Below are 24936 nucleotides of genomic sequence, written 5' to 3'. Positions count from 1 at the left end.
TTCGATTTCATAAGTTAGGGTGTCGTCCCATATACATTAACTAGTAGTTGCTGCTTAGATTGTTGTTTTTCATCAAGGCTCACATATCATGAGACACTTGGTATCTTTTCCTTAGTGCAAGCCGGGCCTCTCTTTTCCCAGTCATTCTTAAAAAGCTAACAACATCTCCGAAAAGAGCCTTGCAAATATATTCATGTTAGAGCGATTTGCCGTCTAACATCTTCACCCGTTTTGCCTGCTCTTTTTTGGATGGTAAACAAAAAAATTTACAATTAAAGGGATGATTAACATGAATGAAGCTTTTTTTCCCGCTTTTATCAACAGTTATTTTATTGCACTCGGTGTGATGCTGGGAGGTACATTAATCGGCGGCCTTGCTGCATTTGTTACCGGACAACCCCTTTTAACAGAGATTACAAAGATTGCCAACGGCCTTAGAATATGGGCCATTATTGCAGCAATTGGAGGAACATTTGACACCGTTTATAGTTTTGAAAGAGGGTTTTTACAAGGGGAAACAAAAGATCTTTTAAAACAATTCATGCTGATCCTTTCTGCAATGGGCGGGGCACAGACAGCTGCATTAATCATACTCTGGCTGACACAGGAGCATGTTTCATGAGAGTGCCGCCATTGTACCGAAAGCCAAGCTGGCAGCGCTTTTTGGCAGGTGCTGTAGTAGGCGGATGCTTGAGCTGGATTATTTTTCTATTTATGTTCGGTGCTTTGCAGGAGAAGCAATCCAAAAAAATTAGTACACAGAAAAGTATAATTGAAGACCTCCAAAATGATATTTTAATTTGGCAAAAGGAATATAAGCAAATCAATCAAAAAAACGCTGAACTCCTCATTGTTCAGAATCTGCAGGTAAAGATCAACAATTATAAAAAATATAATATTGTAGATTCCCAGAGTATTTTTGAAGCAGAGGAAGCCATAAAAAAAGATTTAAATTCTTTACTGGCCAAGGATTTGGATACCGTTTATAAGAACAGGGAATTGATTTTAAAAACACTAGAAAATAAAACCATCACCATTAATAACCGGCGATACAAACTGGTCATAAAGGATATTTTTTTCTACTCCAATATAGTCGTCAACCTTGAGCTCAAGCTTGCGTAGAGTGACTTTTCGGAAGAAAGCGGACATTTTTAAAACGGCCAAATAACAGGAGCCTGCCGGAACAGGCTCCTGTTTTTATAGGATAAGTATTAATTTTCCTTAGATAAATTTAACTAATGGAGTTACTGTCTAAATCCAGCGCCTGAACTGCCTCGCTGTGTTTCCTTTATCTCAGTCGGAGCCTGCAAAATCCGTACGCCGATGAGCAAGGCGCTTCCGCTTTTCTTTGTCTAGCTCTAGCGCCTATCGGCTAGCGGATTTTTTCGTCTCCTCCCTACGATAAGTCAACATCAGCTCGTTCCTCGCTGTGTTTCCTTTATCTCAGTCGGAGCCTGCAAAATCCGTACGCCGATGAGCAAGGCGCTTCCGCTTTTCTTATCATTCTTTTTTACATACAGCTACGAGATCAGCGGCAACTTTCTCCACATCTTCCCATGAATAAACAGAGGCACCTGCTGCCAGGGGATGTCCGCCGCCATTGTAACGCATAGCTATTTGATTGATGACAGGCCCTTTAGAACGGAGGCGGACACGAATTTGATCATCTTCTTCTATAAAGAAACACCAAGCCTTTATTCCTTTGATATCCCCTAACGAGCTTACGAGCTGAGATGCTTCTGAAGGTATCAGATTATATTCCTGCATCAGCTCTTTTTTGATCTTCACAGCTGCAGCACCATGCCCCAGCAGCTGATAATTTTGCAGGATATACCCCTGCAGCTTGATGACATTGGGTTCCAATTCATATAAATGATCGTATAGTTCATTACGATCAAACGAATAACGGATCAGTTCACCGGCATAGTCAAATGTTCTTTGTGTAGTACTGGGATATAAAAATCTTCCCGTATCCCCCACGATTCCGCCGAAGATAAGACGGGCTGCTTCATCATTCATTTGCAACCCTTTTTCACGGCCGTACAAATAGAATTCATATATCATTTCACTAACAGACGAAGCTGATGTATCCACCCAAAGAATGTCGCCATATGGATCTTCATTTGGATGGTGGTCAATTTTAATTAATTTATCCCCTAATCGGTACCTTGAATCGCAAATCCTCTCTTGATTGGCTGTATCACATACGATAACAAGCGCCCCTTTGTAGACTTCATCCGATATCTTATCCAATGTTCTTAAGAATTCCAAGGATGGTTCAGGCTTTCCGACAGCATAAATATTTTTTTCAGGAAACGATATTTTCAGTATTTCAGCTAAACCGCCCTGCGATCCATAAGCATCTGGATCAGGACGGACATGGCGGTGCAAAATAATGGTTTGATATTGTTTAATGGTTTCAAGGATCTCTTCTTTCATTTCAAGGGCCCCTTTTCAAATAATATTTTATAAATATAGAATAGTTGAAAAATTAATGGATTTTCCCGGCCAATCTGTTAAAATTACAGGTAACTAAGCCTATGTAATGGGAGGAAGCTTAATGCCTGTACTTGTCTTTCTATTTGTATTATCATTTTCCTTTTATGTTTATTATAAAATTAAATTTGTTCGAAGCCGGCTTCCGATGGTAAGAAAATATCTTTCTGGCAAATCAGGTGTTTCGCTTGGCTTATTTGTAGGATTATTTGGGGTTAATGAACTTTATTTATATCATACTGCCACAACATACATTATTGCTTCCATTTTCATTTTAATAGGGCTATTAAGCATATGGTCAGGCTGCAAGTCCTTTCTTTATTACCGCTCTTTTGCTGCCAAGGAACTTGAAGAAGCAAATAGCTTGAAAAGCCGCTTTTAACATGCGGCTTTTTTTAGGGATCATTTTAAAGTATGGCTGTTTTCCCATAGATTGTTGCTTTTCGTAAAAGTATTACATTCGTGTAAAGTGAGTCTTCGCCGCATCTTTTCGTAAGTAATTCTACTACAGAGCCTGTGAATTTCTTTATTTTTTCGTGTTAAATAGCAACAAAGTTTACGAAAAGAGCCTAAAGTATTTAACCACTGTAGTCTCTTTCCAGCTCCAGTTCCAGCGGCTAGCGTATTTCTATGTCTCCTCCCTGCAATAAGTTAACACAGAAATAAAGCTGAGCCTGTTTATAAATCAGAATTTTACCTTTCTATCAACTGGCACATAAGCAGAGCTTTTCCTACTAAAGCACCTTGATTGTAAACCTCCACATCCACCTTGCCGAGCTTTCTTCCAGCCTCCAGCACTTTTGGAACAATTTCAATCATGCTTTCCATTTGAACAGGTTTTATAAAATATATTGTCATATTTTCAATGACAATGTCCCCTTTCTTTAGATAGCGCAACTTACGGTTGGCGGCCTCATAAACCAGTGTTGTAAATACTCCATATGAGATGGTTCCTAATGAATTGGTCATCTGGGGAGTAACTTCAAAAAGATACCGTTCCTCCGCCTTTGTCTCAGGGGACTCCAGTTGTACCGTTACGATATCATCAATGGTTTCTCCTACCTGCGGCTGCCGTTGTGCCATCTGCAAAGCCTTTAAGACATCCTGTCGGCTAATAATTCCCTCCAGGCGGTTATAGTCGTCCACAACTGGAAGAATCTCAATACTGTCCCAAATCATCATATGGGCTGCAGCGGTAACACTTGTATTTTTACTGACGGTAACCGGATTTCTCGTCATTACCTTTTCAATTTTAATAGCATATTCTTCTTCCAGAATATCCTTTGATGTGACAATCCCCAATACCTTCATATTTGCATCAACCACCGGGAAGCGAGAGTGAGAGGTTTTACGTTTAACCGCATACCATTCCTCCACCCTATCCTCTGCATCTAAATAAACCGTTTTATCAAGGGGAGTTAAGATGTCATCCACCAGGATAATCTCTTTTTTGATTAATTGATCATAAATGGCCCGGTTGATCATCGTTGCAACAGTAAATGTATCGTAGCTGGTGGAAAGAATCGGAAGCTCCATCTCATCTGCTAGCTTTTTGACATGGTCAGAGGTATCAAACCCTCCTGTAATCAATACTGCCGCCCCTGCTCGCAGCGCCAGCTCATGTGCGTTTGTCCGGTTCCCGACAATCAGCAAATTTCCCGCTCCTGTATATTTCATCATGGCCTCTAATTTCATTGCCCCGATGACAAATTTAGTAAGGGATTTATGTAGCCCTGCTTTACCGCCCAAAACCTGGCCGTCAATGATATTCACGACCTCAGCAAAGGTCAGCTTTTCAATATTTTCTTTTTTCTTTTTTTCTATCCTAATCGTCCCTACACGTTCAATTGTACTCACATAGCCTTTATTTTCTGCTTCCTTTATCGCCCTATATGCAGTACCCTCACTGACATTCAGGGCTTTGGCGATCTGCCTGACTGAAATTTTCTCTCCAATTGGCAGGGTATCTATGTATTTTAAGATTTGCTCATGCTTTGTAGCCAAACCGCTCCCCCTTTTCTTGCCGGTCACATAGTATTAGCTTCAATTATAAAGAGTAATCCGTGTGTTTTCAACGAAAAGCACAAGAGCTTGTAAATGAATATAACCCGCGCTCAGAGACTTTACTTTACTCCACTAAAGGGGTCTGACCCCTTTTACGCTTTAAAGCACAAAACTTCGCATTTTATTTTCGTTATTCCCATCGTCATGTCCATTGTAATCAATATTAGCTCACAAAAAATGGACTGCAGATAGATTTTATTCCCTGCAGTCCATTTTTCCTTCTTTAACTGTAACTTATGAGCTAAAACCCAATTGAATTCCTATAACAAAGCCTATCAGTTAGATCTGACTCGTTTTTTAGGTGCTCTTTCCCTGATCGCTGTTTTCCTTGCAACAGGAGTATAAAGCATGGCTGATACATTGCCAGCGAGCACCAGAATAGAAAAACCAAGCCACACCAGCGTAAACTTGCCTTCAATCTGGTTGAACTGAAAACTCAATCGCGGCACTGCATAGTAAACCATTAAAGCCCCCAGTAATACACAAAGCAAATATCGTTGCTTCACTAAGCTTGCTCCTTTCTCCTAAACAATAGCTTGTTCATAGTTTATGCATAGGCATGGAGAAAGTTCACTAAAAAAGCAGGATTTAGCAACTTTTTTTGGGCTGATTACAGTTCGATAGAGTCGCCGGCCTTCATGATTTTACCGTTATTTTCTTTTAGCAGGTTAATAAATAACTGCGGATCCTGTTTGATTGGCGGGAATGTATCATAGTGGACAGGAACAACCGTTTTAGCTTGTAAAAATTCAGCTGCTAATGCTGCATCCTCCGGTCCCATCGTAAAGTTGTCTCCAATTGGCAAAAAGGCTAAATCAATCGGATGGCGTTCACCAATCAGCTTCATATCTGAGAACAGGCCTGTATCTCCAGCGTGATAAATAGTTTTCCCCTCTGCCATCAATAATACGCCCGTAGGCATTCCCAAATAGATAATTTCTTGATTATCCGTAATCATTGCCGAACCGTGGAAGGCCGGCGTTAGTTTGACTTTACCGAAATCAAATTCATACGCTCCGCCGATATGCATAGGATGTGTGTTTAATCCCTGAAAGCTTAAGTAATTGGCAATTTCATTATTGGCAATGACAAGTGCACCGCTTCTTTTAGCAATTTCAACAGTATCCCCAACATGATCGCCGTGCCCGTGAGTAAGAATAATAACATCAGGATTTTCATTATCAACCTTTAAATCTGTTTGGTTATTGCCGTTAATAAATGGATCAAATAAAATCGTTTTACCATTTGTCTCAACTTTTACAACTGAATGACCATGGAAAGATACCTTCATGCGAAAACACTCCTTTTACCGTTATCAATTTAAAATTCTTCCCTTATGTCTTTTATCCTTTTCCCGTATGTACAAACATCCTGTCCAATAAGGAAGTCAAAAAAAGAGAAGCCTCTAGACTATTTTCCCATGACAAACTCTCATCCGCAAGAAATTGGATTTTCATTCGTATGTTTAAGAAAATCATTGATACAAATGCAGATTATAAAACTATTAACATTTTTAAAGACATTTTTAAACTAATTCCCTGAATTTTTGATATGCTACTAGTAGAACTTTTTAAGGAGTTGAAACAAATGAAGCAAAGATTGCAAAAGTTAACAGAGTGGTTAAAAAACGAAAATATAGATGCTGCTTTTTTAACCTCTAAGGACAATGTTTTTTATTTAAGCGGCTTTCGCAGCGAACCCCACGAAAGACTGCTGGGCTTAGCTGTATTTCAAGACAAGGAACCTTTCTTGATTTGCCCTGCTATGGAGGTACATGATGCAAAAAACGCAGGATGGGAATGGGAAATCGTCGGCTATTCAGATACAGACAACCATTGGGATATTGTTGAGAAAAAAATCCTCGACCGAGTAGGAAAAGTACATAAATGGGCAATCGAAAAAGAAAGCATGAATGTAGAACGGTATGAGGAATTTCTTCATCGTTTTTCCGGGGCTTCTTATACGGCTGCAGAAGAAATTCTTCGTAAACTACGCATGATCAAAGATGATAAAGAATTAGAACTCATTCAAAAAGCATGTGAATATGCGGATTTTGCAGTTCAAACTGGAGTCAACGAAATTAAGGAAGGCAAAACTGAACTGGACATCCTTGCAGCAATTGAATATGAGTTGAAGAAAAAAGGCATCTCAGAAATGTCCTTTTCAACGATGGTTCTTACGGGAGCAAATGGAGCTTCTCCTCATGGCAATCCCGGATCAACCAAAATTCAAAAGGGTGATCTTGTCTTATTTGACCTCGGGGTAGTGTACGAAGGGTACTGCTCAGATATCACAAGAACCGTTGCCTATGATCATGTCAATGAAGAGCAGGATAAAATCTACCATACGGTTCTTGCTGCAGAAGAAGCGGCCCTTAAGGCAGTGCGGCCAGGGGTAGCTGCAAAAGAATTGGACCAAATTGCCCGGAATATTATTGCCGAAGCAGGCTATGGCGACTATTTTCCTCACCGCTTAGGCCATGGGCTGGGAGTCAGTGTTCATGAATATCCTTCTTTAACCAACACGAATGAGTTGATTATGGAAGAAGGCATGGTCTTTACAATCGAGCCAGGCATTTATGTGCCACAGGTAGCAGGTGTCCGCATTGAGGATGACGTATATGTCACAGCGAATGGCGGAACTGCGCTTACAGCCTTCCCAAAAACACTGCAAATTGTGAAGGGGTAAAAGAAAAACGGAAGGCACCTGATCATTGGCGACCAGCATAAAAAGGGTAGTTAAAAACAAGCAGGAACTCTAAAAAATGGGGTCCTGCTTGTTTTTATTTCTCTATTTACTATCAGCCAAGATGAGGAAATAACCCTTTTACACCGTCTGCAATCATTTGGATGGCAACAACCGCCAAAACCAGCCCCATCAGCCTGGTAACAACATTTAAACCCGTTTGCCCGACCCTTGTGATAATCGAAGTAGAAAAATAAAACAAAAGAAACGTTGCAATAAGAACAACTGTATAACCAATTAACACGCTCAGCAGGTTAATAGGGCTGTGGGACGCTGTTGAAGCCATAACCGTTGCAATTGTCCCTGGTCCTGCCATAATAGGCAAAGCGAGCGGTGTAACAGAAACATCCTCCTTCTCCATTGCTTCCGCTTTTTCCTTGGTTCTTGGGGACTGTGCCCGCGATTGCTTGGCATGCAGCAAATTATAGGCAATTCCAAATATAAGAATGCCTCCTGCAATGCGAAAAGAATGGATGGTGATGCCAAATACACTAAAAATAAAATGTCCCAGAACTAAAAATACTGTTAATATGATGAATGATACAATGGTAGCTTTTTTTGCTGTTTTTCTCCTGTCTTCCAAGCTGTAGCCATCAGTAAGACTAACAAAAATCGGAATATTTCCGATTGGATTCATAACAGCAAACACTGTAATGATTAAATGGATGATCGTACCAATCATTTTTTAGCTCCTTTCTGATAATGTTATAAAATTCATTTACCCTATTTAACATTAAGCAAGCCAATTCATCTTCCAATTAGATAGTTTTTCCCATAAAAAAAGGATTGATTCGAGATCAATCCTTTCTTTATTTCTATATAAATTGAAATTAGTTTTTTCTTATAAATTGGCTATTGATTTCCTCTGCAGGCACTCGCTTTCATACGAGGCAGACAGGCGCAAATTGCGCCTATTGCCTGCTTGTTATGAAAGAGTCCCGTGCCTTCTGCTCCAATCATCAAATTAAAAACTTAAATTCAACATATATATTTATTCATTTAAAAAAGATAGCGCATCTACATGCTCAAGCTGTAAATCATCCGCTACTGCTTTATAAGTGACTGAACCATTAAGAGTATTAAGTCCTTTTAATAAAGGTTCATTTTCTAAGCAAGCTTTTTTATAGCCTTTATTGGCAATTTGCAATGCATATGGAACAGTGACATTTGTCAGTGCAATAGTAGATGTACGCGGCACAGCCCCAGGCATATTGGCAACAGCGTAGTGGACAACCCCGTGCTTTTCATAAGTTGGATTATCATGAGTTGTTATACGGTCACTTGTTTCAAAAATTCCGCCCTGGTCAATGGCGATATCCACCACAACTGATCCAGGAGACATCGCTTCAATCATTTCCTCTGTTACAAGCTTAGGCGCTTTTGCACCTGGGATGAGAACTGCTCCAACAACAAGATCAGAGTCTTTTACTGCTTCTGCAATATTGTAAGGATTCGACATAAGCGTCGTAATTTCACTTCCAAAAATATCATCCAATTGACGCAGACGATCAGGATTTAGGTCGATTACCGTCACATCGGCCCCAAGTCCAACTGCCATTTTAGCCGCATTGGTTCCTGCAACACCGCCTCCGATAATCGTTACTCTTCCTCGCTGAACACCAGGAACGCCAGAAAGCAGGATTCCTTTGCCGCCTTGATTTTTTTCAAGGAACTGCGCTCCAATTTGAGTGGACATTCTTCCGGCTACTTCGCTCATTGGCGTTAGTAAAGGAAGGGACCTGTTTGGAAGCTGCACGGTTTCATACGCAATTCCAATTACTTTTTTATCCATTAACTCTTTTGTTAACTCAGGAGCTGCAGCAAGGTGCAAATATGTAAATAGAATTAGACCTTCACGGAAATAGTGGTACTCACTTTCAATCGGCTCTTTTACCTTCATTACCATTTCAGCTGCCCAGGCTTCGGCCGGATTTTCTACAATTTTTGCTCCTGCATTAATGTAATCAGTATCTGTAAAGCCAGAACCCATGCCTGCATTTGTTTCTATTAATACCTCATGCCCCGCGTTTGTTAGTGTTACAACACCGGCAGGCGTCATGGCTACCCTGTTCTCGTTATTTTTAATTTCTTTTGGAACTCCAATACGCATAGTAAAACCCCCTGATTTACTGATTCTATTCATTTAAGTAATTGTAAACACTTACATTCTATCACTCTGGTTTGAGTTTTCCTATCACTTTTATATTATATTAAAAATATAACACTAGTCCATTTATTCTAATAATTCTTTTAATAAACGGTCTCTAACAAATTTATTGGTTTCGTTTAGCTTGCCTGTTGATTTCACTGCAGACACTCGCTTTATGCGGTTGGTTGAGGAACTTCCTTATGCATGCTCCTGCACGTCTTCCCATAACTTGTTCATTCTGCAGGAGTCGGGTGCCTTTTGCTTTCAATCAACTTTTGGTTCAAATTAACATAACTATATCCGATACATTGGTATTGCATTGATCATCCTGCTGGTTGATTTACGCTGCAGACACTCGCTTCAAATCAACACGGAGGGAAAATTAAGTTCCTTGTTTTTCAGCTCAGTTGAAAGGAGTGTTACACGTTTCAAACGAATGAGCTAAAACAACAATGGAATCCTTATACAAAGCCATTTTAAATTAAAAAGGAAACACACTCCCGCAAGCATGTTTCCTTTTTATGGTTTTATTTCTCTATTGTGCTACTTCTATACTTATCCAGATCAAAAGAGCCTGTTTCTTCTCCAAGTACCCCGCTTTGATAGGCAAGCTGGATTTGATTTGTAATTTCACTTAGACCATCTTCATCATAATACAAAGAAGGCATATCATCCTTTTTGTTCATAAAAAACCCTCCCATTCTTTCCTTGTTCTTTGATAGGATTCGATGGGATGAAAAAATTAAACCGGCTAATTTTTAGCAAATCGCCTGTTATATCGTAGGAGGGATCATTTTTATAAAAGCTGACCTCCTGCTTCACCTTTATGGCAGTCTGTTTCCTCTTGCCGTGACATATAGAGTGTACCATTCTTCTCTCGTCATCTGCTCTGCCTGGCGGATAGCGTCCTGGCACTTCTGAATACGCTCAGGATTCGTTGTGCCAATAACCGGCTGAATCATGGCAGGATGCCTCATTAACCACCCTAAAACAATCGCTTCTCTGCTAGTTTCTTTTTCAATTGCCATTTTCTCGACTAATTCCTTTGTCTTCAGCTCAGCTTCTGTGAGATTTGGCTCCTCTCTGCCTGAAAAAATCCCTCTCGCTAATGGAGACCACGCTTGAATCTGTATATCGCTCATCATGCTGTATTCAATAAAGCCTTCAGCGAAATGAACGTCTGTTCCTACTTGCTGATTAACATGTATACCTTGGTCAACCCAGTCAAGCTTGTTTAAACTCATTTCTAACTGGTTTACGATGATTGGCTGTTCACTATATGTTTGAAGAAGTGACATTTGGCCTTTGCTCATATTGGATACACCAAAATGACGCACTTTTCCTGAGGCGTGAACATCACGGAATGCTTCCGCAACTTCTTCTGGCTCCATTAAAGGATCTGGTCGGTGAAGCAGTAAGATATCAAGGTATTCGACAGAAAGCCTTTTTAAGATATTATCTACAGAATGCAGAATATGTTCTTTTGAAAAGTCATACCTTCCCGGCGCCTTTTCATCCTCAAAACGAATCCCGCATTTACTTTGAATGACCATTTGTCCACGTAATTCAGGACGTGCCTTTAACACTTTTCCAAAGGTTTCTTCCGCTTTTCCTCTTGTGTAGATATCAGCGTGGTCGAACATCGTGATGCCCGATGCAAGAGCAGTATCGACTGCTTTTTCAGCTTCCAGAATGTGCTGTTTTGTGATAGGGCTGCTATCCCAGGAACCGCCAAACCCCATACATCCTAGTGCAAGGCGGCTGTTCGTTATGTTTCGTTTTTCTAATGGCATCATTTTCATATTGGAAATCCCCTTTTCAACTTCTTATATGTTTTTTAGAGTTGATCCTTACCCAGTTCACGGACAAGATGGCCCAGTTCCGGCATAATCAGCTTCTTCATTGCCAGACGTACTGCCCCTGTAGAACCGGGAGTGGCAAAGATCATTCTCCCTTTATATGTGCCTGCAGCCGCTCTGGACAACATGGCTGCGGAGCCTATGTCTTCTAAATAGCTAATCATCCTGAACAGTTCACCAAAGCCGATTAATTCTTTCTCAAATAAAGCAGTAACGGTTTCAATGGTTACATCACGGCTGGCCATCCCAGTACCCCCATTCAGTAAAATCACCTGAATGGCAGGATGGCTGGCAGCCCTCTCCACTGCGGCCGTAATGTCTTTCTGTTCATCTTTTACTATGGTGTAAAATTCAACTGAATGTCCTTCTTCTTGAAGAAATGTGTGCATTGCCGCTCCACTTTTGTCCGTTTCTTTTGTACGGGTGTCACTAACCGTTATGACAGCACAGACAACACAATCAGGAGCTTTTTGTTTATGTTCAGATACACTCATTCTGCAATTTCCTTTCTCTGCCGTTTTATAAACAAGATTGTCCTTATTGAGCCGAATATTTATCAAGCAGATAACGGTATTGGTAATATCGGCTGGCAAATTCAGTCACTTTCCTTGTATAACGGTAATTAGATACGGCCCCTATCCCCATTGATAATAAAGGAATGCGGGAGAGTGTTTTTCTACTAAAGGACGCGATAAAAAATACCTTAACCAATTGCTTTAGCGGCTCCTCAAGCCAATGGACATTGGTGAGCTGTTCATTTCCCCCGTAAAAATAAGAATCATGGTGATTTACTTCTAGATCTTTCATTAATTCATTCCAGCCTTCCCCTTTTAAGCGGGCAGGCAAGGTAGCAGCATGAAAAACCTTTAATGAAGTCATCATCTCAAACGGAATCTGCACATCATATCCATAGGACATGGCTGTCAATTGAACGGCTCTGAGGTTTAGGACAAGCATCGCAAGAAAGTCTGTGGAAAGTATTAACGCTTGGCCCGTTCCCGTAATCCCTCCCTGTAGAAAAGAATACAATCTATGGCGGGAGGCATGCTGTTCTGCTATGTATTTCAGCTGGTCAGCGTTCAATTGGCGAAGGTCCTGAATGGATTGTATGGATTCATTAAATATTCTCCCAGTGACCAGGATTTGTTCACGTGCATCATTTTGAATTTGCGTACCTTGAATAAGGGAATTCAAATGAAATAGCCAGGTATCCAGCTTATTAAAGAATAGTTCAGCAGCAGGTTCAGGTACCAGACTCAAGGCCTGGTCTGTCCAATTATTATAAACGTTTACAAAATCATTTGTTTCATATTGAAGAATGGATTCTTCAAATGCCTGAATCTCTTTCCAAATCGTTTCTTCCCGCTTTGACATCGCCATATCATCACCTCTATTGAGGAAAATTTTGACTCTCTGGCTAGTATAACACAACTGCTCAGCTGGTTTAAAAGGAAAGCATCGAATGGAAAGTTCTTATCGCTAGAAACTTTACTTAGAGTTAGCTGCTCTAAAGCAAGAGAAATTAGGATACCTGAATTTGTTATAAAAATCTAAGGCAGCACAGGCAATAACAAGCTTCCATTTTTTTTGAGGGTCGCTATCTGTGCAAAAAAATAAAAAAACAACCTTTTCTTAAATAGGATTTAAGGCTGCTATTTTTAAATACTATTTACTTTTTATTAAATGCTTTTGTTGTTTAAAATGACCTTTATTAAATTTCTATGGCGGTAACTGCTTGTTTTTTAGCTCATTTTTCCTTCTTTACGAATGAGCTAAAAAACAACTGGGTCCTAATCAAACCTATGTCAGTTTCTCCAAAAGCTTCCATCTAGGCGAAAACAGCAGTATCAAAGAGGCTTGAGCCTGATAACATCCCTTGCAATCATAACTTCTTCATTTGTGGGGATGACCATTACTTTAACAGGTGAATGGGGATAATTAAGAAAGGTCTCTTCGCCGCGCACTTTATTTAAGTCAGTGTTCCAATACACGCCCATAAACTCCAGGCCTCGTAAAACCCTGGCCCGAACCGCCTCACTATTTTCACCAATTCCAGCTGTAAAAATAATAACATCCATCCCAGACATTCTTGCTGCGTATGAACCTATATATTTATGAATACGGCTTGCAAAGACTTCCAGCGCCAGGATGGCCCTTTCATCCCCCTGTTCGGCTGCAATGGTGATATCCCTAAGATCACTTGAAACGCCAGAAACCCCGAGCAAGCCGGATTCCTTATTCAGGACCTCCAGTACTTCCTCAGCAGTTTTCCCTGTTTTCTCCATAATGAAGGGAATTAAAGCAGGGTCGAGATTTCCTGACCGTGTACCCATTGTGACGCCTGCAAGAGGCGTGAAGCCCATGGACGTGTCAATGGATTTACCACCTTCTATTGCAGCGATACTGGCCCCATTGCCAAGATGGCAGGAAAGAATACGCAATTGCTCAATCGGTCTTCCAAGTATCTCCGCTGCACGCTGGGAGACATATTTATGGGATGTGCCATGAAATCCATATTTACGGATACCGTACTTTTTATAATATTCATAAGGAAGACTGTAGAGGAAAGAGTTTTCAGGCATAGTTTGATGAAATGCTGTATCAAATACAGCCACCTCGGGAACCTCTGGCAGCGCTTTCTGAAAAGCAATAATACCTGTCAAATTTGCTGGATTATGCAGTGGAGCCAAATCAGAAAGCCCTTCTATTTGCTTCACTACTTTTTCCGTTACGACAACAGAGTCACGGAACAGTTCTCCTCCATGAACTACCCTGTGGCCCACTCCTTCTATTTCATTTAATGACTTTATAATATCTTTTGACGTAAGCTTATCCAGAAGCATGTTCACGGCAGCCGCGTGATTTGGAATATCCAATGTATCCGTATATTTTTCACCATTTACCGTTAGAGTAAAGATGGAATCGTTTAATCCAATTCTTTCAATAATTCCTTTGGCAATGACATGTTCTTCCGGCATTTCAAAAAGTTGAAACTTCAACGAGGAACTACCTGCGTTTATTGCAATAATTTTCGCCAAAAAGCCATCATTCCTTTCATTCAGGCTGTGAATGTAATTCTTCGCCTTTGACAATCATTGTACAGTTTTATCATTTAATCATTTAATTCCCCATGAATCAACTAATAAATTGCTTTTTTGGATAAATAGAATTATTTTTTTGAAAACGAAATGGGTTGGTCTGCCTTCTCATCTTTTACTATAAGAAAATAAGAAACGCGCCTTGCTCATCAGCGTATGGATTCCGTAGTCTTCGACTGAGATAAAGGAGACACAGCGAGGCAGTTCACGAGCTGAAGTTGACTTATCGTAGGGAGGAGACGTAGAAATCCATTAGCCGATAGGCGCTGGAGCTAGACAGAGACTTCATGGTTAAATATTTTATATAGGGGGCATGTTCATCCTGTCTGTTGTTTTCTGCTTCAGGCACTCGCTTTCTGCGGGCAATTGCGGAGCCTCCTCTTCACATGCTCCTGCGGGGTCTCCCCTAATTCACTTTTCTAAGCAGGAGTCTCGCGTATCCACTGAAAACAACAAAGGTCTAGATCAACATTAATCTTTAAGAGAGCCTATAAAAAAAACCGGCAGCTATCTGCCGATTTTCTCATTAAGCTTTATTTTCAGCCAGCCATTGGTCAAGCTTTTCGATAATGCTTTGCATTCCTTGCTGATTCGATAAGGATGGTAAATTAGCAAGCAGTACCTGCTTTGGCGGCTGTACTCCCAGCCCTTTTTTCTGCAGGATTAAAATGCTTTTAGCAGATCCAGGATTTTGAAACATGGATAGTGGAAGCTGCAGTATACCCTGGATATCCGCAGTTTCTTTTAAATAGCGATGAAGATTTGGTGCTTCAGGTGATTCGAATAAACCGTTTGGTATTAAGAAAAAGAGATAGCCCCCTGGTTTCGTATGTCCCATACTTTGTTCAATGAACAAGTGGTGGGCATATGAGTGTCCAGTGTCAGCTTTCAGCGTATATTTCGATGCCCCTTCATCATTCGGATAATAGCCCACAGGCAAATCGCTGACAACAACGTCAACAGGATCAATAAATAATGGCTCCAATGCATCCTGGTTAAACAATTGGATCGGCTGTTGCTGCAAATTCGCCCCGTCATAAGCAAGCTGAATAAGCAATTCATCAATATCTACACCAAACGCGTTTGCTTCTTTCGCATCAAGGTGATTTAGGATGGTAAAAATTAAGTTTCCTGTCCCTACTGCAGGATCAAGAATGGTAACAGCAGAATGCTTTTCCAGAAACTTTGAAATTAAATACCCCATAAATAGCCCGATAGAGTCCGGTGTCATCTGATGATTAGGCTGCGAACTGTCCTTCATGCCTTTTAAGATTGCCAATTGAAAAGCTTTTCGTATGGTCTCATTTGTGTAAGATTCTAATTTTATTTCGGAATATTTTTTTAGCAGCCTTTTCTTTGTTACTTCACTGAGTTCAGTCTGGAGCACATCTCCCTGGAAAAAGTTTTCACTGGTTTCAGCAAGAGCTTCAAGATATGTGCAAGATAGCTCTTCCTTCAAAATATCGGCTGTTTCGTTAAATACATTAAAAATGGTTTCCATTGGAGAAACGGACATTTCTAATTCCTCCTTTGATTGGCTATTTATTTTAACCCTAAAAATATATTTGCATAGTTTTTAATCTTATTATGTTTGACGTTAATTGTAAAGGGAGAATGAAGCGGTTCGCCACTTTAACGCACTAAAGGGGTCTGACCCCTTTTGCGCTTTACCATAGTAAAGCGTTTTCCTTCTACTGCTTAAGACATAAAAAATCCCCGATGGTCTCGGGGACACTTTATTGGATTTTTATTGAGCTTTTTTAGCGGCTTCGATTGCTTTTTCATAGTCTGGGTGATGTGTGCCTTCGCTCACATATTCTGCGTATGTAATGTTGTCTTCTGAATCTACGACAAACACGGCGCGAGCCAATAAACGAAACTCCTTCATTACCACACCGTAGGCTTCTCCAAATGAAAGATCACGGTGATCAGAAAGCACCTTTACATTTTCAAGTCCAGATGCAGCACACCAGCGTCCTTGAGCAAAAGGAAGATCCACTGAAATCGTTAAGACCTGAACATTTTCCAATTTTGATGCTTCTTCATTAAATTTGCGGGTCTGAGCATCACATACACCCGTATCAATGGATGGTACAACACTGATAATGCGGACTGTTCCCTTTGAATCCTGCAGAGTAACCTCTGATAAATCATTGGCAAGTACAGTGAAGTCAGGTGCCTTATCTCCCGGCTTTAGCTCGTTTCCTATTAATGTAACGGGTTTTTCAATAAAAGTTACAGATGCCATTTCTTTCTCCTCCTAAATCTCTATCATGAGCTGGTATCTTTTAATCTTACTGAATTTCCGGGAATTTTGCCAATTAAAAACTCGCCATATAGGCGAGAAGTCATTAAAAATCTAAATCCTGTTTTTGCGGATGGGTTTGAGCGCTTTTCCACCCATTGGATTGATGATTGGATTGATGATGATCATCGCTGTCATTTTTCTTGATCATTCCTTGAATTCTTTCAATCACACTTGGCGCCACATCCATAATTTTTTCCAAAAGATGTGTATTTTCATCAAGGTGAAGCATTTTAACTCCTTGTGAATTGACGATGAGAAAAGCAATTGGCGTAATGGAAACACCGCCGCCGCTTCCTCCTCCGAATGGAAGACCAGAGGATTGGCCGCCTTCATGAGCAGTGGATTTTCCATTGCCATTAAACTGGCTTCCACCTGCCGCAAAACCAAAACCGACCTTTGAAACCGTTAAAATCACACTGCCATCAGGAGTTTCAACAGGATCCCCAATGATTGTGTTTACATCAATCATTTCTTTTAAATTTTCCATTGCTGCTGACATTAATCCTTCAATTGGATGTCCACTCATCTTGCTTCCTCCTAACAAGTAATGTACTCACTTCTAATACCTCTCAGCCATTCTTGCACTTTATAGAAAGGTTTAACCGGCAGAAGGTTTAGAATCATCATCCGATACCATTGACAAGGGCTCGGTTTTAAAGGAGCCTTTTCCCCCCCGCCAATATTTCAATACCTTAAAACCTGTCAGTATAGCATTCCCGATTCGTATTTTAAAAATACATGTTAAAAAGGTTTGAGAGACGGGAATTTGAAAAGAAGGCACAACTGAACAATTGGGCTTTGCTTTCATTTTCATATAATGGCTCAAAAACGCTAGTATCCCGCCTTTCATTGTCCAAACAGCTCCTGTTAAAACCCCTGTGGAAGCTGCATCGCCCAGCCCAACTAACGTGTGCCATTCAAATTTTTTTATTCGGATAGTCTTTAAAAATTTCTTAAATATTTTATTCATCCCTGCAACATGTTCTAAAAGCTCTTGTAAATCACTGATTCTTTGATGAATATCTTTTGGTGTAACCTTTGTATGCTCCTTATTTCCACTGCTAGTTTGTTTCTTATATTCAATATTCGGCTGATCTTCTTCCACTTTAATCGTTGGCACATTAATGTTATATCGAATAAATTTCCAAAAGCGCAATTGAACTTTAAAATGGTCGTCATCCTTCCTATGTGAAAAATCAATCACAATGAGGATGGAGGAAAAAGAGATTATAATAAAAAAAAGGATAATGGCAGCAAGGATAATACCGGCAACCAGCATCTCAACACATCCTTTCAGCTTATCATTATCGTCAGATGAGCTAAAAAATAAACCCTTATCTTTTAAGCAAGAAAAGAAAAGATGAAGACATTGTTTTTTTAGATGGCTGTGTCACATTTCAATCTTGATAACTGCTCGTTTTTTAGCTCATTTTACAGTAAAGAAAGAAACGGCCGTTTCACACGAATGAGCTAAAAAGCAACAGTATCCCTTAACACGGCCTTTTAAATCAACCATTCATTACACAGAGAGAAGTCATCATCTTATAAAAAAACTTGTTGAATAGGATTGATTTTCAATGAGTTTTACAAAATGGTACACTAAATAAAAAACTCTAAATGATTGCGAAGCAAGAATTTATGCATTTAAAAGGGAAGGAGCTTATCTGCATGACTGACCGCAGCAATATATATTTTTTTCATAATCAAAGTACGGAAACGATTAATCAAATAGCCTCATTGCATGAGCTTGCAGAACGTTATGGATTTACAATCGTAGACCATTTTCAACAGGCTAATATCATTATTAGTGTTGGAGGGGATGGTACCTTTTTGCAGGCAGTAAGGAAGACGGGCTTTAAACAAGACAGTTTGTATGTAGGAATTTCTACAAAACGGGAACTGGGAATGTATTGTGATTTTAATATCGACGATCTCTCAGCCATGATTGAAGCTATGACCCAGGCGAAGATTGAAGTGAGGAAATACCCAACGATTCTTGTGAATATTGATAATGAAGGGTCTTTTTACTGCTTGAATGAATTTAGTATCCGTTCCGGTATTATAAAAACCTTTGTTATGGATGTATTTATTGATGATCTCCATTTTGAAACCTTTCGGGGAGATGGAATGCTGATTTCCACTCCAACAGGGAGCACTGCCTATAATAAATCGGTAAACGGCGCCATCGTCGATCCTCTGCTGCCGTGTCTTGAAGTCAGTGAGATTGCCTCTCTGAATAATCATCGTTATCGAACACTGGGCTCCTCTTTTATACTAAGTGGCAGCCGAAAGCTTACCTTAAGGGTAGTGGCAAACGGAAACGATTATCCTACCATGGGAATGGATAATGAGGCTTTGAGTATCCGGCACGTTGAAAAGGCAGAAATTCAATTGAGTGATAAAGTAATCAAAACGGTTAAACTGAAAGATAACTCTTTTTGGGAAAAAGTAAAAAGAACCTTTTTATAAAAACTATTTTCGCATTGCTTTCGTACAAGGCGTCATTCCGTATGTTGTCTGTCTTCGTGGCATCTTTTCGTAAGCGATTCCCATCTTCTAATACTAAATCTTGATTTTCAATGCATTTTTTTGTGTCAATTAGCAACATAGTTTACGAAAAGAGTCTTATAAAATAGGCGCTCGAGCTAGACAGTCATTGCACTGGTTAAATAGTTTTCTTTTAAAAGTTCACCATACTTAATCTTTTAAAAAAAAGCTGGCAAGCGCCAGCTTTTTTGATACCTGCTATAAATTATAAGTGCATTATTAGAAATACGGGGTTATGCTTGAAAAGTCTTTCCTTTTTTCCATTTTCCTGCTTTTGTATGCAGCCATTTCATATTTGAGATAGTGGTAATCAGAACCGCTGTCCAAATACAGATAAACGCCCCTATTTGAACCATGCTGAAGGGCTCGTTATAAAAGAACACCCCAAGGATAAGCATGATGGTCGGAGCAATATATTGCAGAAATCCCAGCATATAGAGAGGAATTTTTTGTGCGCCTTTTGCAAATAAGAGAAGAGGAATAGCTGTTACAACTCCTGCTCCCATTAATAAAAACTCATTTACTGCAGATGTATGGAACAATGAAAGCTTTCCTTGGAAAGAAAGATAAACCAAATAGACAATGGCCAGCGGCGTAACTGTCATGGTTTCCAGTGTAAGACCGATCACCGATTCCACTTTTATTAGCTTCTTTGCCAGGCCATACAAGCCAAAGGTAAGCGCAAGACTGAGGGCCACCCATGGAAATTTTCCATACGAGAAGGTTAAGATTCCCACCCCTGCTGCTGCAATTAAAAAAGAGAGAATTTGAGCCCTTGTTAATTTTTCCCGGAGAAAAAATACACCAAGAAGTATACTTATGAGCGGATTAATATAATAGCCTAATGATGCTTCGACTATCTGATCGCTATTGACTGCCCAAATATAAATAAACCAGTTTCCGGTTACAAGCAGGGAAGCGATTACGAGTGAGCCAAGGATTTTTGGGTTTTTCTTTAAATATCCCGCTGTTTGTAATAAGTTCCCCAGCTTGCCCGTCGTCATTAAAATCAACAACACAAATACGAATGACCATAACACACGATTTGCCAGTATTTCATTCGCTGTGATTCCGTCCAGCCACTTCCAGTAAATAGGAAGGACTCCCCAAATAATATAGGATAAAGCTGCAAAGGCCATCCCTGAACGTTCTTCATTTTTCATTCCATTCCCCTCAATTCCTTAGATGTACGAAATATTATTATTGTATATGGGAATAAAGAAAAGCTCAACCAAATTTTCCTAGTCTATTGGGACGATTTTTCATCATGTTGCTTCTCATAAACCTTTTCTTCATTTACAACAGTTATCCTGACATTGACTGATAGAATTTCATGTTCCGGTATTTTAAACAAGTCTTTATCCAACACAGTAAAATCAGCCGTATATCCAGGTTTGATCAAGCCCCTATCATGCTCGTGACAAATCGCATAAGCACTTCCCTTTGTAAATAAAGAAACCGCCTCATAAACCGTCAGCCTCTGCTTTTCTCCATAGACTTTTCGATCAGGGTCATTCGGATTTGTTCTGGTGACTGCTGCATGTATCCCTAAAAGGGGATCAGCCGGCTCTATGGGTGCATCTGAGCCCCCTGCACAATGTAAGCCCTCCTCGAGAAGTGTCTTCCATGCATAATCATACTTCATCTTTTCTTTTCCAATACGCTCTATGACCCATGGAAAATCAGAAGCAACAAATCTCGGCTGAATGTCTAAAATTAAAGAAAGGTGCTTGGCTCTTTCAATCAAGTCTTTTCTCAGAATTTGAGCATGAATCAACCTGTCCCGTTTCCCTGCCGGAACGGGGAATTTCTCGATAGCCCTCAATACATATTCAAAGGCTAAATCGCCAATGGCATGGACCGCCACTGGCAGATCGTATTTCCGGGCTTTTCCCACTAAATTTGTTAGTTCTTCAAGAGAATGGATTAATACTCCATTCGTTGATGGATCATCTGCATACGGGTGGCTTAAAAGCGCTGTACGGCCGCCAAGTGCACCGTCTGCAAAAATTTTCATGGCACCGCTCTCAATAAATTGTTCATTCACTGGAATTTGTCCAGCTTCCTTTTTCCAATCGTCAATCACTGTATGATGGATCAGAAGATTAGCCCGAAACCTTTTTTTCTTGTTCTCGATTATCCGTTTAAATGCCCTATAGGTGCGGCTAAAGCCCCCATAGTAACTAAGATCTTCGGTATGCCCTCCTACAAGCCCCCGTTTCCATGCATTTTCAATTCCTGCTTCTAGTGCATGGTCAATATAATCCTCCGATACCTTTGGCAGTACAGCAAAAATCAGTTCTTGTGCATGATCCTGCAAAAAGCCGTTGATTCTCCCATTCGCATCTCTGTCAATTATTCCGCCTTCTGGGTTTGGAGTATCTTCTTGGATTCTTGCGACATTTAACGCCAGTGAATTTACACTCACAGCATGGCGGCATACCCTCTTCAGCATAACCGGATGATTTGGCGCAATCTCGTCTAATTCAATTCGTGTCAGAATTTCCGGGCTGTCCCAAAGATTTTCATTCCAGCCTTCTCCAATGATCCAATGACCGGCAGGAGTTTCTTTCACTTTTTTCTCAATAGCATGAAGAACGTTCCTTCGGTTATGTATTTCTGAAAGGTCCATACGGATAAACGTTTCTCCGTACCCAATTAAATGCATATGGCTGTCGACAAACCCCGGATAAAGCACATTTCCTTTTAAATCGATGGACTCCTCTATGCCATTGCCATACTTTTCCCGTAATCTAGCCACAGGGCCTGTTTCTATTATGAATCCATCCTTTGTGAAAATAGATTCTACTGTTTCTCCTTCTTTTTCCATCGTATATATTGTTCCGTTAAACCAAAGCTTTCCCACTCATTTTCCTCCTGTCCCCTATATTTAACTTAAATTTTCTTGCTTATTGTGACTAAATGCAACCATTTTTTCACAGCGAATAGTCAAATTAGAAGAAGAGAATTAGAGGAGGTTTTTTCTGCCTGTATCCATTCTTTTTTAAGGTATGAAAAAGCAGACAGCTCTTACAGACTGACTGCTTTTTAGTCTTAATTCAATGGTTGTATTAAGGCTGTTTTCGCGTAAATTGTTGCTTTACGTATAAAGGACTATTCCGTATGTCGTCTGTCTTCGTGGCATCTTTTCGTAAGTTATTAAAAGTTTTAATACTGAACCTGGGTTTATACCCCTTTTTTGTGTCAAATAGCAACAAAGTTTACGAAAAGAGCCTTTATTAAAGCGTTTTTACGTTGCCAATCTCCTGCTGCCGCAGTTCAATCCTGCGTATCTTTCCAGAGGTGGTCTTAGGAAGCTCAGAAATAAATTCGATTTCCCTTGGATATTTATAGGGTGCCGTCAGCTGTTTAACATGGTTTTGCAGCTCTGTTATCAGGTTGGTCTGCTCTGGATGGATTCCTTCTCTTAAAACAACAAATGCTTTCACAATGGTCCCTCTTATGGAATCCGGTTTTCCCACCACTGCACACTCCGTCACATATGGATGCTTAACCAGTGCATCTTCTACCTCAAAAGGCCCGATGGTATAGCCTGAACTGATAATGATATCATCTCCCCTGCCTTCAAACCAGAAATAACCGTCTTCATCTTTCTTTGCTTTATCTCCCGTAATGTAATAATCACCGCGAAATTGTTTGGCTGTTCTTTCGGGATCTTTATAATAGTTTTTAAAAAGAGCGGGAGTTTCCACATGAACGGCAATATCGCCAACTTCGCCAGCTGAACATGGAATCCCATCCTCGTTAATGACCTCTACCCGGTTTCCAGGAATCGGTTTTCCCATCGATCCTGGACGAAGCTCCATATCCTTTGTGATTCCTACAAGCAAGGTATTTTCCGTTTGTCCATAGCCGTCACGTACCGTAACACCAAAATACCTTTTAAAAATATCAATGACTTCCCTGTTCAATGGTTCTCCAGCAGATACAGCGCTTCGCAGCTTAGTAAGTTTATATTCCGCGAGTCCTTCTGCCTTTGCCATAAGCCGATATTCCGTAGGAGTACAGCATAAAACATTTATTTGATGTTTATCCAAAAGCTGCAAGTATTTATTTGCTTCAAACTTCCCATTATAAACAAACCCTGTGGCACCTGAGCCCAGCACAGAGAGAAACGGACTCCATATCCACTTTTGCCAGCCCGGGCCGGCAGTAGCCCAAACAACATCCTCCTCTTCAATACAAAGCCAGTTTGGAGCGGCAGCTCTTAAATGAGCATATCCCCATCCATGCGTATGTACAACGCCCTTAGGATTACCCGTTGTCCCTGAGGTATAAGAAAGAAATGCCATATCGTCTTCTGAGGTTTCGGCAATGGACAGCACTGTCGATGCATTCTCCATTAGGTTATCCAGATGCAGCCAGCCATCTTCGGATCCTCCTATTACAAACCTCTTTACACGATCGATATTCTCTACTTTCTTAAACTCCTCCGTATAGGTAGCAAATGAGACGACTGCTTTCACATTTCCATGCTCCAGCCGATATTGAATATCCTTGGCTTTTAGCATTTCAGAGCTTGGAAGAACAATCATTCCTGTTTTTAATGCGGCCAAATAAATTTCATATGTCTGTAGCAATCTAGGAACCATGACAAGAATAATATCTCCCTTTTGAAGACCATTGCTCAAAAAAATGTTACCAATTTTATTCACATTTTCGATTAGCTGCGAATAAGTCCGTTCATTGATCCTTCCAGCCTCATCCTCCATTCTTAATGCGACTTTCGAAGGGTTATCCAAGAATTTCTCAACTTCTTGTACAATGTTGTATTTTTTAGGGGCCAGCAAATCTTCTCGTTTCATGTCTTTTCCTCCTTACATCCTATCCTCCTTCTATTATACGAAATCATATAAATATTTTAAATATTAAGTCCCAAAAGTTTATTTCATTAAGAAAAGCACAGGCGCCTCGCTCATCGGTGTACGGATTCCGTAGTCTTTGACTGAGATAAAGGGAACTAGATTGTTGACTTATCGCAGGGAGAAGACGGAGTAATCCGATAGGCGCTGGAGTTTAAAAAATTTTATCGCAAAAAGGAAGCGGGCAATAAAGCCCGCTTCCTGTAGCCATTATTTATTCAATTTCTTAGCGTTGGTAACCGCCGCCTAGTTGTTGTTCAGCCATAGATACAAGGCGTTTTGTGATTTCACCACCAACAGATCCGTTAGCACGTGCAGTTGTATCAGCACCAAGACTTACTCCAAATTCTTGAGCGATTTCATACTTCATTTGGTCAAGGGCTTGTTGAGCTCCATATACCAATAATTCGTTATTTGTGTTTGCCATGTGTCTCACCTCCTTGTGAGTTTAGATTGTGCAGAAACACATGTCATCATACAATCAAATCATTGGTAAATGTTTCAATACAGCCTGTCCTCCTTGACCATAATTCAGAGCCTTTTATTTTACTCTATGACTATAATTAATTACAGGAACTTCGCAGTCTTTTTTTAGGATTGTTAAAGGACTTTGCTGTTTTTTAGCTCATTTTACAGTGAAAAAAGAACAGAAAGCAAACTTGTTTGCTATTATTCCTTTTTTTCTGTAACCTTTCAGCTCAGCTGAAAGGTGCATGAAACGACTGTTTCACACGAATAAGCTAAAAACCGAGAAGCTATCAACATAGAATTTTAACAGCCTTTTTAA

At 40.2% G+C, this 24936-nt stretch carries 24 protein-coding genes; 5 read left to right on the top strand and 19 right to left on the bottom strand.

Annotated elements, in window-relative coordinates; translation table 11 throughout:
• Nucleotides 1–289 precede the first annotated feature (289 nt).
• Complete coding sequence (gene ytrH, locus A5N88_RS00230; protein ID WP_066261582.1) at nt 290–622, top strand: sporulation membrane protein YtrH; 333 nt, start codon at nt 290–292, stop codon at nt 620–622.
• Nucleotides 619–1122: a sporulation membrane protein YtrI gene (gene ytrI / locus A5N88_RS00225; protein WP_066261579.1), complete on the top strand. Its 504-nt coding sequence runs from the start codon at nt 619–621 to the stop codon at nt 1120–1122. The genes ytrH and ytrI overlap by 4 nt, the downstream gene beginning before the upstream one ends.
• Nucleotides 1123–1500: 378 nt before the next feature.
• On the opposite strand, the gene A5N88_RS00220 is transcribed toward ytrI, so the two are convergent.
• Entirely contained in the window at nt 1501–2439 is a 939-nt protein-coding gene (locus A5N88_RS00220) for a DHH family phosphoesterase (RefSeq protein WP_066261576.1), read from the bottom strand.
• A 121-nt stretch (nt 2440–2560) separates the two neighbouring features.
• Here A5N88_RS00220 and A5N88_RS00215 point away from each other — a divergent pair, with 121 nt between their 5' ends.
• Nucleotides 2561–2878 carry a YtpI family protein gene (locus A5N88_RS00215; protein WP_066261573.1) on the top strand — a complete coding sequence of 106 codons (318 nt, stop codon included), beginning with the start codon at nt 2561–2563 and terminating at the stop codon, nt 2876–2878.
• A 311-nt stretch (nt 2879–3189) separates the two neighbouring features.
• Here the strand turns inward: A5N88_RS00215 and A5N88_RS00210 are convergent, their stop codons facing one another.
• The 3 genes from A5N88_RS00210 to A5N88_RS00200 all read right to left on the bottom strand — a co-directional run bounded on the left by A5N88_RS00210 (nt 3190) and on the right by A5N88_RS00200 (nt 5851).
• Nucleotides 3190–4500, bottom strand: a complete 1311-nt coding sequence (locus tag A5N88_RS00210) for a DRTGG domain-containing protein (protein ID WP_066261568.1) — start codon at nt 4498–4500, stop codon at nt 3190–3192.
• Between the two features lie 335 nt (nt 4501–4835).
• Nucleotides 4836–5066 carry a hypothetical protein gene (locus A5N88_RS00205; protein WP_083952957.1) on the bottom strand — a complete coding sequence of 77 codons (231 nt, stop codon included), beginning with the start codon at nt 5064–5066 and terminating at the stop codon, nt 4836–4838.
• A 104-nt stretch (nt 5067–5170) separates the two neighbouring features.
• Nucleotides 5171–5851, bottom strand: coding sequence for a metal-dependent hydrolase (locus A5N88_RS00200; protein ID WP_066261566.1), 681 nt, complete (start codon nt 5849–5851; stop codon nt 5171–5173).
• A 296-nt stretch (nt 5852–6147) separates the two neighbouring features.
• Between A5N88_RS00200 and A5N88_RS00195 the strand changes: the two genes are divergently transcribed.
• Entirely contained in the window at nt 6148–7248 is a 1101-nt protein-coding gene (locus A5N88_RS00195; protein ID WP_066261564.1) for a M24 family metallopeptidase, read from the top strand.
• A 112-nt stretch (nt 7249–7360) separates the two neighbouring features.
• Here A5N88_RS00195 and A5N88_RS00190 read toward each other — a convergent pair whose 3' ends face one another.
• The 11 genes from A5N88_RS00190 to A5N88_RS00145 all read right to left on the bottom strand — a co-directional run bounded on the left by A5N88_RS00190 (nt 7361) and on the right by A5N88_RS00145 (nt 17998).
• The gene (locus tag A5N88_RS00190; RefSeq protein ID WP_066261563.1) at nt 7361–7987 is read right to left on the bottom strand and encodes a MarC family protein; all 627 of its coding nucleotides are present in this window, start codon (nt 7985–7987) and stop codon (nt 7361–7363) included.
• 309 nt (nt 7988–8296) lie between these two features.
• A complete protein-coding gene (gene ald / locus A5N88_RS00185) occupies nt 8297–9415 on the bottom strand; it encodes an alanine dehydrogenase (RefSeq protein ID WP_066261561.1) in 1119 nt (372 codons plus the stop codon).
• Nucleotides 9416–9981: 566 nt separating this feature from the next.
• Complete coding sequence (locus A5N88_RS25390; RefSeq protein ID WP_198160141.1) at nt 9982–10140, bottom strand: hypothetical protein; 159 nt, start codon at nt 10138–10140, stop codon at nt 9982–9984.
• 138 nt (nt 10141–10278) lie between these two features.
• Nucleotides 10279–11256, bottom strand: a complete 978-nt coding sequence (locus A5N88_RS00180) for an aldo/keto reductase (protein ID WP_066261559.1) — start codon at nt 11254–11256, stop codon at nt 10279–10281.
• A gap of 35 nt (nt 11257–11291) precedes the next feature.
• Entirely contained in the window at nt 11292–11807 is a 516-nt protein-coding gene (locus tag A5N88_RS00175) for a MogA/MoaB family molybdenum cofactor biosynthesis protein (protein ID WP_066261557.1), read from the bottom strand.
• Nucleotides 11808–11850: 43 nt separating this feature from the next.
• On the bottom strand, nt 11851–12693 hold the full coding sequence (locus A5N88_RS00170) for an EcsC family protein (RefSeq protein ID WP_066261554.1): 843 nt from the start codon (nt 12691–12693) through the stop codon (nt 11851–11853).
• Nucleotides 12694–13160: 467 nt separating this feature from the next.
• On the bottom strand, nt 13161–14351 hold the full coding sequence (locus A5N88_RS00165) for an acetate kinase (protein ID WP_066270078.1): 1191 nt from the start codon (nt 14349–14351) through the stop codon (nt 13161–13163).
• Nucleotides 14352–14937: 586 nt separating this feature from the next.
• Nucleotides 14938–15927, bottom strand: a complete 990-nt coding sequence (locus tag A5N88_RS00160; protein ID WP_066261552.1) for a class I SAM-dependent methyltransferase — start codon at nt 15925–15927, stop codon at nt 14938–14940.
• Between the two features lie 231 nt (nt 15928–16158).
• A complete protein-coding gene (gene tpx, locus A5N88_RS00155) occupies nt 16159–16659 on the bottom strand; it encodes a thiol peroxidase (protein ID WP_066261546.1) in 501 nt (166 codons plus the stop codon).
• Between the two features lie 103 nt (nt 16660–16762).
• The gene (gene ytfJ / locus A5N88_RS00150) at nt 16763–17245 is read right to left on the bottom strand and encodes a GerW family sporulation protein (protein WP_066261541.1); all 483 of its coding nucleotides are present in this window, start codon (nt 17243–17245) and stop codon (nt 16763–16765) included.
• Nucleotides 17246–17317: 72 nt separating this feature from the next.
• Nucleotides 17318–17998 carry a DUF2953 domain-containing protein gene (locus tag A5N88_RS00145; protein WP_066261536.1) on the bottom strand — a complete coding sequence of 227 codons (681 nt, stop codon included), beginning with the start codon at nt 17996–17998 and terminating at the stop codon, nt 17318–17320.
• A 389-nt stretch (nt 17999–18387) separates the two neighbouring features.
• Here A5N88_RS00145 and A5N88_RS00140 point away from each other — a divergent pair, with 389 nt between their 5' ends.
• Entirely contained in the window at nt 18388–19188 is an 801-nt protein-coding gene (locus A5N88_RS00140) for an NAD kinase (protein ID WP_066261533.1), read from the top strand.
• A 311-nt stretch (nt 19189–19499) separates the two neighbouring features.
• Here A5N88_RS00140 and rarD read toward each other — a convergent pair whose 3' ends face one another.
• The 4 genes from rarD to A5N88_RS00120 form a co-directional block, all read right to left on the bottom strand.
• On the bottom strand, nt 19500–20429 hold the full coding sequence (gene rarD / locus A5N88_RS00135; protein ID WP_066261530.1) for an EamA family transporter RarD: 930 nt from the start codon (nt 20427–20429) through the stop codon (nt 19500–19502).
• A gap of 83 nt (nt 20430–20512) precedes the next feature.
• Nucleotides 20513–22132, bottom strand: coding sequence for an amidohydrolase (locus A5N88_RS00130; protein ID WP_066261525.1), 1620 nt, complete (start codon nt 22130–22132; stop codon nt 20513–20515).
• 373 nt (nt 22133–22505) lie between these two features.
• Nucleotides 22506–24092 carry an acyl-CoA synthetase MbcS gene (mbcS, locus tag A5N88_RS00125; RefSeq protein ID WP_066261524.1) on the bottom strand — a complete coding sequence of 529 codons (1587 nt, stop codon included), beginning with the start codon at nt 24090–24092 and terminating at the stop codon, nt 22506–22508.
• 283 nt (nt 24093–24375) lie between these two features.
• Nucleotides 24376–24576 carry an alpha/beta-type small acid-soluble spore protein gene (locus A5N88_RS00120; RefSeq protein WP_066261519.1) on the bottom strand — a complete coding sequence of 67 codons (201 nt, stop codon included), beginning with the start codon at nt 24574–24576 and terminating at the stop codon, nt 24376–24378.
• Between the last annotated feature and the right edge of the window lie 360 nt (nt 24577–24936).

This window comes from Heyndrickxia acidicola (assembly GCF_001636425.1).
Lineage (GTDB): Bacteria > Bacillota > Bacilli > Bacillales > Bacillaceae_C > Bacillus_AE > Bacillus_AE acidicola.
The sequence above is the reverse complement of the archived record's forward strand: the minus strand, read 5'-3'. Positions and strand labels throughout refer to the sequence as shown.